The organism is Texcoconibacillus texcoconensis, from assembly GCF_014202575.1.
GTDB classification, from domain to species: Bacteria; Bacillota; Bacilli; order Bacillales; family Salisediminibacteriaceae; genus Texcoconibacillus; species Texcoconibacillus texcoconensis.
This window is the reverse complement of sequence record NZ_JACHHB010000007.1, coordinates 15,689-29,521: the sequence shown is the minus strand read 5'-3', so window position 1 is coordinate 29,521 and position 13,833 is coordinate 15,689. Positions and strand designations below refer to the sequence as shown.

Below are 13,833 nucleotides of genomic sequence, written 5' to 3'. Positions count from 1 at the left end.
ATTAACTGATGCTAGTATAGCGAACAAATGATGAATGAGCAATCAAGTTGTCATTTTCGTGATATCTTTTAGAAATTGATCAAAAATTAACTGATTCGCCTTAACAGTTTCGATAAAACGCTTTTTTTTCGTTTTGGGTTGAAAACAAGTAACCGATATAGCATTTATATTTTCATGTGTATTTTCCACTTGCTCTCGGTGTAAATATGCAGGTTTCACCTCGTCGACAAACTGAAGCGCCTCATTTCTCCAATGATCACTAACCATTTTCACTTGATCTGCGAAGGGTTTGATTGTATCAAAAAACGGTGCTGGTTCTTCGCCTCGATTCACAAAATGATCATATATTTGATCATTTAATTTTTGCATATCCTGTGTTTTTTTTGTTAACGATTCCCATTTCTTTGATTGCTCGTCCAAGCCAATCACCTCCACCACTCATATTAGCAAAGGTTATGGCTGGTTTAAAATGAAAACAAACTAGCTAACCGCTTTTTCGGTGCTTGTTTTTTCAACTTTGGCTCTTCTATAGATACAACATTTTTCGGACGCTCAGTTAATGCCTCTTCTATTCTATCCATTCGTTCTTCAAGTTTTGTTAACACTTCACTCATATGATCCATTTCTTGGCGGTGATTTAATACTTGATACTCGACGACTTCATCTGCTTTTTGGTTCACCTTTTTTTCAAGTTGGTCAACCGTTGCCATTACTTGGGCAAAACGTTCTTCAAATACACTCGTCTCAATCATTGTAGGTGTTTCCTTACTAATAGTATCCTCTCCCGCTTTATTTTTGTTTTCTTGTTCAGTTGGTAATACGACCTCTTTTTTAGTAAATCCTTGTTGCAATTGACGTTGAATTTCTTCTAATGCATGGAACACCGACGCTGAAATTAAATAATGGCCTTTTTCATTAACATCACAATGTAAATCAAATTCTCTGATCCAACGTTGTACTGTTGTTGGATTAACACCCAGTTTGTCCGACGCCACCTTTGTTTTCATATTGGTTTCCATGAAACATTCCCTCCCGAAGATTTCGTTTGCTTAATACATTCTTTTTTTCTTCCCCTTCTCCTCCCCTCTTGACAAAACTAGAAGTACTTCGGCAAAGAACGTAGCAAACAGCCAAAAGCTGCGTTTCCATGTATATTGTCGAAGGTTTAACAAATGATAAAAACGAACACTTCAGTGTTCTTAAAAAAACGAGGGGGTGCTAAAATGGCAAAACAAAGAGCTCAACGTCAAAACGAACAACAAAAACAAGGAAAACAACAACGCCACGGGTCTGTTGACAAAAAATTACAAGGGCCTAATCGTCCATCCACTAACTAATATACACTGATTGCCAGCTTTGGAGAATTCGCTATAACAAAGCGAATGACAAAGCTGGCTTTATTATTTCGGTGTAAATTTCTTTTCAAGCGAACTAATAAATCTGATCTGCTCCTGTTTTTCTATATACCACGTTGTTAGTTGATAACGTTGCAATGGTGTCGGTGATTTCAATTGCTTCTTTAATCTCTTCTTCGATATTCCTTCCGACCAATCAGTTTGTTGACTACTGCGATAATGTCTAATTTTCGGATAAACCACCCTAAGGATAGGCGTTTTAGGAAACGTTGCACTCATATACATTTGATAATCTCTTCTTGATCCGGTATGAGTGATGTTTTCACTAAAATCTGCGATCTCGTCTTTTTCTGGGGATGAAAATAATATCCACATAAGCCGCTTCCCTAATTCGATTCTCGCCTGTACATTTGTAAAATCATAGACCGATGCTCCGTACACTTCTCCTGATATTGTCGGAAAAAGAACCGTACTAAAATGCATGGCATCTTGGAGTTTAAACGGAATCGAACGGAAAACATGCTTGTTATAAAATGATTGTTGGATAACTGGTTTTTCAATAACATGTTGTTCATTAATGATAAGTGCAATGCAAAGCCTTTCTTCATCTCCTTCTACCCAAAAACGTTCCCATTCTGCAATCATCCATTCTGAAACACCAAAAGCTCTCATTTCATCAAATAAAGGTGAACCAAATTTTTTTGATTGTTCGTACAACAATAATTGAGGATAAGCATCCGCAAAAATTGTCCAGTTGGCTCGTTCATATGTCGCAAATAACAACTTTCGGTATGATTGGTCCATGATTACTTTGAATGGTTCACTACAAAGGTCTGTCATTGACCAACCTGCATTTCGTGATACACAACTAGCTAAAAATGCCCACCGTATTTCGGGGTGTTTTTTGTAATAATTTAAATAAAATACAGTACGTGAAATATTATCGACGTTTCCTCTTTCGGTTTTTTTTTGGATTTGTTTGTAACGTTGTAAGGCTTTGCGTTTTTCTCGACTTTTGAACCACGTTCGTTGCATTCGACCACCTCAAATTTACTTTGTGCAGTCAGCCACAAAATTAGTCATTAAGTCTATGTTCAAAGTAATAAAATGTGATAATATGATATGATGAATTGATTGCCTATAGGGAAGGATGATACTGTGGCCTTTCGTTATCCAAACGGAAAAAAATACGTGAACAATACGCAAAATACGCCTAAGAAGCGAAGTCAAAATATCAGTTATTCCAACCGAGGAATGTCCCTTGAAAAAGATCTAAATGAAACAAATGAATACTATCGAAGTCGTGGTGTTGCTGTCATCCATAAAAAACCTACACCATTGCAGATCGTCGATGTTGATTATCCTCGTAGAAGTGCTGCAGTCGTGACTGAAGCATACTTTAAAAAACCATCGACAACTGACTACAATGGGGTTTACCGCGGTTACCATATTGATTTTGAAGCGAAAGAAACGAAAAATAAACAATCATTTCCGTTAAAAAACTTTCATGAGCACCAAATTGAGCACATGCAACGAGTGTTACAACAAGGTGGCATTGCTTTTGCGATCTTACGCTTCACTGCGGTGGATGAAACGTACTTTCTGTCTGCGGAGCATTTATGTTCGTTTTATATGCACAGACAAAATGAACGAAAATCAATTCCAAAATCAGAAATTGAAGAAAAAGGCCATCTAATCCCTGTTGGGCTTCATCCAAGGATTAATTATTTAAAAATCCTTGATCAAATTATTTCAAACGAGTGACCCTCTCTATAAGGGTGTGAAAGGAAGATGACGTATGTCAGACGATATTCGATCTCGTCAACAGCGAAAAAAACAACAACGAGAACAAGCAACAAATAAAAAGAACAAAAAAGGAAATCATTCTCTCCTAAAAAAAATCATCAAATATATGGCTATCGCACTCGGTGCACTCTCTGTAGCTGGTGCGATCGTGTTATTTTCTATTATTTTAAGTGCTCCTGACTTAGATGAAGAATCTTTAACACTTGCGCAAAACCCTGAGATATATGATCGTAATGACGAACTCATATCAACATTAAATACAGCAGAAAACCGACGATCAGCAAATATTGATGAAGTGCCTGAACTTGTTCAAGACGCTTTTGTTGTGACTGAAGATATTCGCTTTTACGACCACTTCGGTTTAGATATGCGACGTATTGGTGGTGCGATTGTTTCGAACGTAACAGGAGGCTTTGGCTCAGAAGGTGCAAGTACGATTACGCAACAAGTTGTAAGGAATTTATTTCTCTCAGCAGATAAAACCATGACACGGAAAATCCAAGAACAATATTTAGCTGTGCGCCTTGAACAACAGTATTCAAAAGAGCAAATACTGGAAATGTATTTAAATGCGATTTATTTTTCTGATGGTCGCTATGGCATTGTTGAAGCAGCAGACTATTACTTCAATAAAACGTTAGATGAACTTGAAATTGAAGATGCTGCACTACTTGCTGGTATGCCTCAGCGCCCTAATGCTTATAACCCAATGAAAAACCCTGACCTTGCAGAACAACGTAGAAACACGGTGATTAGTTTAATGGCTAATCACGAACGAATTTCTGAAGAAGAAGCAGAACAAGCACGAAATGTTTTAGTTGAAGATCAAATTCACGAAGGTGAACGAGAAACATCTGACTACCAAGCGTTCATTGATGAAGTTTTAGATGAGGTCGAAGCACTCGAAGAAGTCGATGCACAAGATATCTATTCTGGTGGTCTCGAAATTTATACGACGATGGACCGTGACGTTCAATCACATGTTGAATATTTAATGCAGTCAGGAGAAGTCATCCAATTTCCTGATGATGAGTATCAAGCTGGTATTACGCTGATGGATACAAATTCAGGAGCGATTCGTGCGCTTGGTGGACATCGCGAAACAGCTAAAGGAGCGCGCAGTTGGAACTGGGCAACAAGCCCCAAAAGACAACCTGGCTCAACGATCAAACCGGTTTTAGATTACGGACCGGCCATCGATGAACTTCAATGGTCAACCTTTTATCAAATTACAGATGAACCTTTTCAATTTCCTAGTGGCCATGAAGTTCGTAACTTTGATCGCCAGTATCGCGGTGACGTTTCTATGCGTGAGGCATTGCGAGACTCTTTAAACGTTCCTGCTGCTAAAACATTTCAAGAAGTTGGCGCTACAAACGCCCAAGCGTTTGCTGAGCGACTCGGGATTCCTTTCGACCAAGCCGCTACCCCTAGTTATAGCCTCGGTGGTTTTAGCACTGGTTTCTCATCAAGAGAATTAGCGGGAGCTTACGCGGCATTTGGAAATGAAGGGGTCTATAACGAACCGTACACCGTACGTAAAGTTGTTTTACAAGATGGAACTGAGATTGATATGCAACCGGAACCAGAAGTAGCAATGAATGACTACACAGCGTTTATGATTACCGATATGTTAAAAACTGTTGTAACAAGTGGAACAGGAACTCGAGCAAATGTATCTGGCGTTCCAATTGCTGGTAAAACAGGATCGACAAACTTTAGTGATGAAGAACGAAACCAATATGGTATTACAAGTGGAATTCGCGACTCATGGTTTGCTGGATATTCAACCGACCTTACTGCTGCAGTCTGGACTGGTTACAACAGCCTTGATGAAGGGTACATCCAATATGACGGACACCAACAACATATTGCACGTGACCTTTTCCGTGAAGCAATGACATTTGCACACCAAGGTCTTGAGACAAGCAACTTCACGCGTCCCGATTCTGTTACTCGTGTCGCTGTCGAACGTTCAACAGGAAAACTGCCTAGTGAGTTCACACCAGAAAGCGAAATTGTTCACGAGTACTTCGTAAGAGGAACAGAACCAACCGAAGTTTCAGATGAATTCGAATCACTCAATCCAGTTAGCGACCTTGAAGCCGTTTATGACGAAGAAATCCATGAAGTCATCATTTCCTGGGATTATGATGAAGAATTCATCGACCAAGTTTCCTTTATGGTTGAAGCTCGCCGCGATGACAAGGATGAATTTGATTTATTGGATATCACTTCAAGTACTTCCTTTGGAATCACGAATCCAGAATTAGGAGACGTTTATGAAATTCAAATTACAGCAATATCTAACGAAGATGAAGACTTGCAAAGTGATGCTTCAACAACAAGTGTGACGATCCCTGAAGCAGACGAATTAGATGAAGAAAACATGGATGAGGACCTTCTAGACGAGTTCTTCGATGACCTATTTGGCGATGATGATGATAACCAAGGTAATGGACCACCCGCTAACCGTCCTGGTAATGGTCATGGTAATGGTAATGGTAATGGTCATGATCAGGATCCTGAAGATGTTGACGAACAAGAAGACAGTGATGATGATACAGAAAATGAAGAAGGTCTCGACGACGATGAAACAGATGAAGAAGATGACAGTAATGAAGATGACATCCTCAATCTAACGTAAAGGTAGGAGCTAAAACTCCTACCTTTTTTTCTTGAATAATCATTCATCATATTTGAAATCGACTCTTTTTATCCAAATACATCATTACACATAAAAAGGTCAGCCCCATTTACTGGATCTGACCTTTTATTATTTATCCATTTTATTAAACTTCCTACACGGTACCATCACTTTTTGGCTAGTTCTATCGCTATCTTTTTCTCTGCTTCTCGATACAGCTCAGTCAATGTTGTAAATGCATGATGGTGATTCGGCATTTGTAATATGAAGCCAAGTCGATCAGTTACGTTAAGAGGCGCAACCTTGTTATTTGCTAGCATTTTTTCTATCTGAATAAGTGATCTAACTGGTGTAGCTTGACTCCAATGTAATAATTGAATGAACAACGCCGTGTACTTCACCATATAAGGTTCGGCACCTTTTCGATCACGTTCTGAAAAACGTTCAGTAATGAGTGGATAACCTATTTCTTTCCATTGATTTTGTATATATTTAAAAGTTGGGTAAGGATTAGACCATGGTTGTTCAACAGATACTTGTTGCACATAGGCGATATCATGAGCAAAGTAGGGACCTTGCTTTGATAATTCTGTATCTAAGGGACCCTTTGGTGTTTCGACCGTTGTGACGGACGAATAAAAGGGCGCTCTGACAAATGATTCTGGAATCGTGATCATACTAACTTCCCTTCTTTTGAGCGCATTCGTTTTTTCCCTTCACGACAGACATCTAATAATGGGCATTCGCCACATTGGGGTGATTGAGCTTTACAATGATAACGCCCAAAGAAGATCAACCTATGGTGGGTTTCTGACCACTTCTCTTTCGGAATTTTTGTCATTAAGGTTTTCTCCACTTCAAGTACTGAATCTTTCCACCGACAAATCCCAAGTCGTTTACTCACTCGTTCAACGTGTGTATCAACAGCGATCGCTGGCTCATCAAATGCAACTGAAGCAACAACATTCGCAGTCTTTCTTCCTACTCCAGCTAATTTCATCAATTCATCTCGTTCTTGCGGTATTTCTCCATTATAGTTTTCAATCAGTGACTGACAGAGCTTTTTTATATTTTTAGCTTTACTTCTGTACAATCCGATCGTCCGGATATCTTGTTCAAGTTCTTCGAGGGACACAGCCAAATAGTCTTCTGGCTCTTTATATTTTTCAAATAGCTTAGGCGTTAATTTATTTACAGATGCATCAGTTGCTTGTGCTGAAAGTAAAACAGCGATTGTTAGTTCAAACGGATTAGAATGAACTAATTCACACTCTGCGTCTGGATACATATTAGCAATCTCATCTAAAACAAATGCAATGTCCTTTTTGTTAAGCATCCCTAGATCCTCCCCTAGTGCCATTAATTACCGCGTTGTTCAAGCCAATTAAAGTTTGGGACAACTTGAGGTTGTTGTGAATGTTTTGTTTCATTCTGACGTTGCGTAACATGATGTTGACGGACCGACTCTCCGTGAGACCTTGCTTGTGAAAGTGTTCGGACACCATTTTTCTTCCACTCAAACAAAATACGATCGATGTATCGAAAGTTCAATTTCCCAGACACGACAGCTTCTCTTAAAGCAGCACGAATAATATCTGGGCTATGACCATCATCATCAATCCACATAGAGAGCATTTCCAACTCCATTGGTGACAATGGGCGAGAAAATTCTTGTTCAAACGTTTGAAAGATCTCGCCTTCTTCTGTACTTTCTGCTGTTTCTTTTTCTACTTCTGCTTCTTGTAACATATGTTGTGCCATCTTTTCATATAAAGGATCTAAAGAATACGCCTCTTCAATAATCCCTTCTGAGTTATTTTCTTTGATTTCAAGTACGCCTTTTTGCACGAGTGAACGTAGTAGACTCGAGCAAGTCATTGCATCTACTGTCATTCGTTCCGATAATACATCTGGCGTTGGAAACGTTACTCCCTCATCTAAAAAAGAATAAATATGAATGATTAATACGAGTTCTCTTTCATCAATACCTAATGTACGATACGTTTTTAATAAACGCGCCGGAAGCGAAACGGTGCCTTCTTGGATCCAATTGATTAAAAGTTGTTTATTCATCGGTTTCTCCACCTCGCCTCATATTATAACATGCTTAACTCAAGCCTGGTTGACCTAAGTCTAGATGGTCGTTTTTCATTGTCGTTCACATTTCAAATAGACAAATCATACATTTGCGCATAACTATTAAAATAACACATTCTCGACAATGAGACGATGATAAAATGTTTCCTTTTCAACCGTTAAAAAAGGATGGACCTTGATAGAAAGGCCCATCCTTGACTGTTCTCATTTTTATGGATAGAGACGGTTTAAAAGTCGTGGGAATGGAATCGTCTCACGTACGTGTTCTACACCAGCAATCCAAGCAACAGTTCGTTCTAAACCAAGACCGAAGCCTGAATGAGGTACTGATCCATATGTACGTAAATCCATGTACCACTTGTAAGCTTCTTCAGATAGGTTATGTTCATCGTAGCGTTGTTTTAAAAGTTCCTCATCATCAATTCTCTCACTTCCACCGATAATTTCACCATAACCTTCTGGGGCAATCAAATCAGCACATAACACAACTTCTTCACGTTCTGGATCTGGCTTCATGTAAAAGGCCTTAATGTCCGTTGGGTAATGTGTAATGAATACAGGTTTATCGTATTTCTCGGCGATCGCCGTTTCATGTGGTGCACCAAAATCTTCGCCCCACTCGATATCATCAAAACCTTCCTTATGAAGAAGTTCAACGGCTTCATCATAAGTAATACGTGGAAACGGCGCTTGAATGTTTTCTAATTTCGAGCGGTCTCGTTCTAAAACATCAAGTTCTTGCGTACAATTGTTCAATACGCTTTGTACCACGTGGCTAACGTATTCTTCTTGAACTTTTAAGCTATCTTCATGGTCCATAAAGGCCATCTCTGGTTCGATCATCCAAAATTCGATCAGATGACGACGTGTTTTTGATTTTTCAGCACGGAAGGTCGGACCAAATGAGAATACTTTTCCTAATGCCATGGCAGCAGCCTCCATGTATAACTGACCACTTTGTGAAAGGAAAGCATCTTCATCAAAGTATGTTGTATGGAACAAGTTAGTCGTTCCTTCTGCCGAGTTTGCTGTTAAAATTGGTGGATCAACCTTCACGTAACCTTCGTTATTGAAAAATTCGTATGTTGCACGAATAATTTCATTACGAATTTTCATGATTGCATGTTGCTTACGAGAACGTAACCATAAATGACGGTGATCCATCAAAAATTCCGTACCATGTTCTTTTGGTGTAATCGGGTAATCGACCGCTTCATGGATCAACTCTAATTTCGACACAGTCAATTCGTAACCGGACGGTGAACGTTCGTCCTCACGTACTACACCTGTCACGTATAATGAGCTTTCTTGTGTGACATCTTTTGCTAGTTGAAACGTTTCCTCTTCTACGTCATTTTTCGGAACGACACCTTGGATAAAGCCCGTTCCATCGCGTAACTGCAAAAATGCAATTTTTCCGCTTGAGCGTTTATTTGCCAGCCAAGCACCAACTGTGACTTCTTGACCGACATGTTTTCCTACTTCTGCAATTGTCGTTTTCACGCTGTTCCCTCCATCACTTACCGCAATTTCTAGCACAAATTATCGTTGGCTTCTATGATGACACCTGTTTTATTATAATGCTTGCTTCATTTTGAAGTCAAACTTCGACAAGAAGGTGCACAACGATTACTTTTTATGCTTTTGGATAAACCGTTCGATTCGGTCTAGTGCTGCTTCTACCTGTTCTAAAGATGTTGCATACGAAAGTCGAACATTATCAGGCGCACCAAAACCGGAACCTGGTACAACGGCTACTTTTTCTTCCTCTAATAATGTTTTTGCCCATTCATCAACATCTGTAAACCCACCAGATTCAACAGCTTTTCGTACATTTGGGAAAAGGTAGAAAGCTCCTTGTGGTTTGACACATTCGACTCCATCAATTTGTTGTAATCGTTCAAATGACTTTTCTAAACGTCCTTCAAACGACTGTCTCATTTCTTCTACAGCATCGTCATTTTCTTGGTAGGCTGCTAAGGCGCCATATTGTGCCATCACTGCAGGATTTGAAGTTGTGTGACTCGCCAAATTAGACATACCCTTAATTAATGCTTGATTTCCAGCAGCAAACCCAATTCTCCACCCTGTCATTGAGTGGGATTTTGACACACCGTTTATAATGACGGTTTGGTTTCGTACTTGCTCACTCAGTTGGGCCGGTGATACATGGACCGTTGATTGATACATTAATTTTTCGTAAATTTCATCAGAAACAATCACAATATCATGTTTCAAACAAATTTCAGCTAGCGCTTTGATCTCTTCTTTAGAATACACTACACCTGTCGGATTAGATGGTGAATTTAAAATAAAAGCTTTTGTTCGTTCATCTATTGAAGCTTCTAACTGCTCAGGCGTCACCTTAAATTCGTTTTCTTCTTTACTTTCAACGATCACAGGTACACCGCCTGCAACTTTAACTTGTTCAGGATAACTGACCCAATAAGGAGCAGGAATCACCACTTTGTCGCCTTCATTCAGTAATGCTTGGAATAGTAGCGAAAGTGCATGTTTTGCTCCTGCAGTTACAATTAGTTCATCTGTTGAATAGCTCAATTGTTGATCATTTTGGAGTTTTTGTTGTATCGCTTCCTTTAAAGATTGCATACCGCCAGCAGGTGTATACTTTGTGTGACCTTCAAGCATCGACTTATATGCTGCTTCAATAATATATGATGGCGTATTAAAATCAGGTTCCCCTGCACCAAGGCCGATCACGTCATGTCCTTCTTGTTTTAGTTGCTTGGCTTTAGCAGTAATTGCTAATGTGGAAGATGGGGTGATTTGCTCAACTCTTTTTGAAATGTTCATCAATGATCCTCTCCTTATGATTTTCTATATTTTCACATTACGTGTTGCGAATGTGATATTGCCGAATGTATTGTCCGTCAGAAAAGCGGAGATAATAATAAGAAAAACGGCCTTGATCATCAATATATATGACCTCATAAACTGGGGTCGTCTGAATCATTCCGAGACGAATGTCTTTTAGTTCTTGAACAGCAAGTTCACTTTCTACATGCTCTTGAACCTCTGCCTTACTCCAACCATCAGCTTCTCGTCTTTGCACAATTTGAGTGTCTTTATCCTCATCTTCCGACTCTTTCACCCATACAATTTGCTCTTCACCGTTATCATCATAACCATAAAAGACATCGAATGCTTTTTCGCCGTGATAACGTTCTCGCTCTGTAATGGACGTAACAGTCGTCTCATCATAGACCAGTTGCTTGGCTCCTTCGACTTGTGGTACCGAGCCGGTTACATCATTATATAGCCAGTAACCCGAAGCTGCGAAAATTGTTAAAAAACTTACAGCTATGGTTATGAGCCATTTTTTCATCATTTCACCTACTTATGTTTCATCAAAAATGAACAAAAACAGACATTTTCCATACTCAATTAGCGTGTGGGGCAGCTTTTTTATCGTCGTAGCTACACTCTTTTAACGAACGCCTACGCCCTGTTTCTCTCCACGACGTTTTCAGTCAAGTTCCTCACCTTTATGTACATTTTTACAGATGCGAATTTGCTGTGATAATGAAATACAAATTGAGACAAACTACAAATATCGCGGAGAAGAAAATGTACTCGATGCCTACTGTATCACTACAAAATATAAAACGAAGGCATCTATTTGCGATAAAAATACAAAACCTACCTACACCTCTATGCACCTGATATCAATCAGGTGTTTTTTCTTTCATTGCATGAATTGCTTTCAAAACAGCTTCCTCATCAATTGTCAATAGCTTTCGATCACGCATGAGAGGCTCCCCTGCTACATACGTATCAAGAATATCTGCACTTTGACTCGAATAGACAATGTGCGAAATGAGTCGCTCAGAAAATGCAGGTGCATGGCGCGTTGTATTCGTCGACATCGTGATAAAATCTGCCTTCATCCCAGGCTGTAATCGGCCAACATTCCATTGCAAAGCCTTCCCGCCATTTTCTGTCGCCATTGCTAAGGCTTCACCCGCCGTCAATTCCGTTGCCTTCTCATGATAAGCCTTTTGTAGTAAATTAGCAAAACGTAATTCCTCCAACATATCGAGGTTATTATTAGAAGCAACTGAATCAGTGCCTAGAGAAACGATAACACCTGCATCCATAAGCTTACGAATAGGTGCAATCCCTGATCCTAGCTTAGCATTACTTACCGGATTGTGCGAGAGTGAAACTTGACGATCTGCTAATAATTGTTGTTCACTGTCTGTCAAATGTACACCATGAGCTGCAAGTGTCGGTTGTTCAAAAAAGCCTAATTCATCAAGGTGCATAGCGGGTGTTTGACCATATTTTTCGACATGCTCAGTAACTTCAGCTCGCGTTTCACTTAAATGTGTATGGAGCATGATCCCACGTTTACGTGCCTCTTCAACAATTCGTTTCAAAAACTCAGGAGGACATGTATAAGGGGAATGGGGCATAAGTAAAATACGAATCCGATCGTCGTCCTTTTTATGCCACCTCTCATACAATTCAATCGCTGCTTGTAACTTCATTTCTTGCTCCTCTTTGGAACAAAGCCCGATCATCCCTCGCCCCAATGCTGCACGAATCCCTGTTTTTTCAACGATACCGCAAACATCATGCATATGTAAGTGGTACATATCGACAAAAGTCGTCGTACCCGATTTAATCATTTCAGCAATAGCCACTTTTGCACCAAGCTGAATATCTTCTTGTGTTAATCGTGCCTCATTAGGCCACATTTTCGTCTCAAGCCACTCTTTTAATGGGAGATCATCTCCTACCCCACGTAGAAGACTCCCTCCTAAATGCCCATGGGTATTAACAAACCCCGGCAACACCAATTTTCCTTCTAGGTCCACTTCTTTATCGCACAACGATTGCTCATTATGATTAAACTTGTCCATTGATTGAAATGAGGTAATGACACCATCCTCAACAATCATATCACCTCGGAAGAATTCCCCTTCTGAAGGAGAAGTTAAGAACTGTCCATTTCGAAACCGTGTTTTCATCCTCTCCCCCCTTAATACTTGCCAAATTGATAAGCGATTTTACGATTTCTTCATCACCTACACGTCGCCCCCTCGAACTGTTACTACTTCATAATCGCTATAATTACACTTAAGTGAAACAGAACCAAGTCGACTCGTTTGAAAAATGTCGATCCATGTTTCATGAAGACGCTCTAAAACACTCGCACTAGGTGGGCGATTTCGATTGCTAAAAATGACAGCGATTTGCGGGTCAACTTCTTCCACAAACGCCTCTGACGTCGCTTTATCACTTGCAAAGTCCGCCACTTTGAGCACTTCAGACTTTAAATTTCTTTTTTCAACGAGCATTTCTTCTACAGTTTCGTCACTGACAACAGAATAAAGAAATTCGTGTTCACCGTAATGAATCATAAAAGCGACACCATCAGCTCCATCTTCGCCTTGATCAAATGAATAAAGCACTTCCGCACGAACTTCTGGTAGCATTTCGAACGTATTTCCTTCTTCGACAATCGACACATTCGTTCCTTCTTCAATGATTAATTCTTCTACGTCTTGATAAACTTTATCTGTAAGGTAAACATTGTCAATATCATAATGATCAAAGAGCCACTCAAGGTTCCCAGAATGATAATGAGACGAACTCGTTAACAAAAGTTCATCAATTTTATCGACGTGATACATGTCAAGGCGGTCAGAAAAGGCCGCCTCCGTATCTTTATCACCTGTATCGATTAGGAGCGTTTGTCCTTCGCTATTTTGTACAATTGTCGATTCACCAGATGGGAGATCCATAAAAGTAAATGCGCATTCACCATTGTTTAGATTTAGGTCAACTTCCACTTCCTCACCACTTACATATGAGGAAAATAAAAATAGCCCAAGCATGAATAGACATAAAAATTTTTTCACAATCATCAAGCTCCTTTGAGGGAATACGCTAAATCTGACA

Annotated in this window: 13 protein-coding genes; 2 read left to right on the top strand and 11 right to left on the bottom strand. The window is 39.6% G+C overall.

Features of this window, described 5'->3' with window-relative positions; translation table 11 throughout:
• Window positions 1-42: 42 nt before the first annotated feature.
• The 3 genes from HNQ41_RS08750 to HNQ41_RS08735 form a co-directional block, all read right to left on the bottom strand.
• Window positions 43-420, bottom strand: a complete 378-nt coding sequence (locus HNQ41_RS08750) for a YppE family protein (protein ID WP_184664045.1) — start codon at window positions 418-420, stop codon at window positions 43-45.
• 44 nt (window positions 421-464) lie between these two features.
• On the bottom strand, window positions 465-1,019 hold the full coding sequence (locus HNQ41_RS08745) for a MerR family transcriptional regulator (RefSeq protein ID WP_184664044.1): 555 nt from the start codon (window positions 1,017-1,019) through the stop codon (window positions 465-467).
• 381 nt (window positions 1,020-1,400) lie between these two features.
• Complete coding sequence (locus HNQ41_RS08735) at window positions 1,401-2,390, bottom strand: DUF2515 family protein (RefSeq protein ID WP_184664042.1); 990 nt, start codon at window positions 2,388-2,390, stop codon at window positions 1,401-1,403.
• Between the two features lie 123 nt (window positions 2,391-2,513).
• Between HNQ41_RS08735 and recU the strand changes: the two genes are divergently transcribed.
• Window positions 2,514-3,119 carry a Holliday junction resolvase RecU gene (recU, locus tag HNQ41_RS08730; protein ID WP_184664041.1) on the top strand — a complete coding sequence of 202 codons (606 nt, stop codon included), beginning with the start codon at window positions 2,514-2,516 and terminating at the stop codon, window positions 3,117-3,119.
• 34 nt (window positions 3,120-3,153) lie between these two features.
• Entirely contained in the window at window positions 3,154-5,808 is a 2,655-nt protein-coding gene (locus HNQ41_RS08725; protein ID WP_184664040.1) for a transglycosylase domain-containing protein, read from the top strand.
• A 167-nt stretch (window positions 5,809-5,975) separates the two neighbouring features.
• Here HNQ41_RS08725 and HNQ41_RS08720 read toward each other — a convergent pair whose 3' ends face one another.
• The 8 genes from HNQ41_RS08720 to HNQ41_RS08685 all read right to left on the bottom strand — a co-directional run bounded on the left by HNQ41_RS08720 (window position 5,976) and on the right by HNQ41_RS08685 (window position 13,793).
• Window positions 5,976-6,485: a YpoC family protein gene (locus HNQ41_RS08720; RefSeq protein ID WP_184664039.1), complete on the bottom strand. Its 510-nt coding sequence runs from the start codon at window positions 6,483-6,485 to the stop codon at window positions 5,976-5,978.
• Complete coding sequence (gene nth, locus HNQ41_RS08715; protein ID WP_184664038.1) at window positions 6,482-7,144, bottom strand: endonuclease III; 663 nt, start codon at window positions 7,142-7,144, stop codon at window positions 6,482-6,484. Before nth ends, HNQ41_RS08720 begins: the two co-directional genes overlap by 4 nt.
• Window positions 7,145-7,167: 23 nt before the next feature.
• Window positions 7,168-7,881: a DnaD domain-containing protein gene (locus tag HNQ41_RS08710; RefSeq protein ID WP_184664037.1), complete on the bottom strand. Its 714-nt coding sequence runs from the start codon at window positions 7,879-7,881 to the stop codon at window positions 7,168-7,170.
• Window positions 7,882-8,115: 234 nt separating this feature from the next.
• Complete coding sequence (gene asnS / locus HNQ41_RS08705) at window positions 8,116-9,408, bottom strand: asparagine--tRNA ligase (RefSeq protein ID WP_184664036.1); 1,293 nt, start codon at window positions 9,406-9,408, stop codon at window positions 8,116-8,118.
• A gap of 126 nt (window positions 9,409-9,534) precedes the next feature.
• Complete coding sequence (locus tag HNQ41_RS08700) at window positions 9,535-10,719, bottom strand: pyridoxal phosphate-dependent aminotransferase (RefSeq protein WP_184664035.1); 1,185 nt, start codon at window positions 10,717-10,719, stop codon at window positions 9,535-9,537.
• Window positions 10,720-10,756: 37 nt separating this feature from the next.
• A complete protein-coding gene (locus HNQ41_RS08695) occupies window positions 10,757-11,251 on the bottom strand; it encodes a cell wall elongation regulator TseB-like domain-containing protein (protein WP_184664034.1) in 495 nt (164 codons plus the stop codon).
• A 340-nt stretch (window positions 11,252-11,591) separates the two neighbouring features.
• Window positions 11,592-12,899 carry an amidohydrolase gene (locus tag HNQ41_RS08690; protein ID WP_184664033.1) on the bottom strand — a complete coding sequence of 436 codons (1,308 nt, stop codon included), beginning with the start codon at window positions 12,897-12,899 and terminating at the stop codon, window positions 11,592-11,594.
• A gap of 57 nt (window positions 12,900-12,956) precedes the next feature.
• Window positions 12,957-13,793 carry a ComEC/Rec2 family competence protein gene (locus tag HNQ41_RS08685; RefSeq protein WP_184664032.1) on the bottom strand — a complete coding sequence of 279 codons (837 nt, stop codon included), beginning with the start codon at window positions 13,791-13,793 and terminating at the stop codon, window positions 12,957-12,959.
• Window positions 13,794-13,833 lie beyond the last annotated feature (40 nt).

Coding starts and splice junctions, on each gene's coding strand:
- HNQ41_RS08745 (WP_184664044.1), bottom strand. CDS start 1,019: ATGGAAACCAATATGAAAACAAAGGTGGCGTCGGACAAACTGGGTGTT.
- HNQ41_RS08735 (WP_184664042.1), bottom strand. CDS start 2,390: ATGCAACGAACGTGGTTCAAAAGTCGAGAAAAACGCAAAGCCTTACAA.
- HNQ41_RS08725 (WP_184664040.1), top strand. CDS start 3,154: ATGTCAGACGATATTCGATCTCGTCAACAGCGAAAAAAACAACAACGA.
- HNQ41_RS08720 (WP_184664039.1), bottom strand. CDS start 6,485: ATGATCACGATTCCAGAATCATTTGTCAGAGCGCCCTTTTATTCGTCC.
- nth (WP_184664038.1), bottom strand. CDS start 7,144: ATGCTTAACAAAAAGGACATTGCATTTGTTTTAGATGAGATTGCTAAT.
- HNQ41_RS08710 (WP_184664037.1), bottom strand. CDS start 7,881: ATGAATAAACAACTTTTAATCAATTGGATCCAAGAAGGCACCGTTTCG.
- HNQ41_RS08700 (WP_184664035.1), bottom strand. CDS start 10,719: ATGAACATTTCAAAAAGAGTTGAGCAAATCACCCCATCTTCCACATTA.
- HNQ41_RS08695 (WP_184664034.1), bottom strand. CDS start 11,251: ATGAAAAAATGGCTCATAACCATAGCTGTAAGTTTTTTAACAATTTTC.
- HNQ41_RS08690 (WP_184664033.1), bottom strand. CDS start 12,899: ATGAAAACACGGTTTCGAAATGGACAGTTCTTAACTTCTCCTTCAGAA.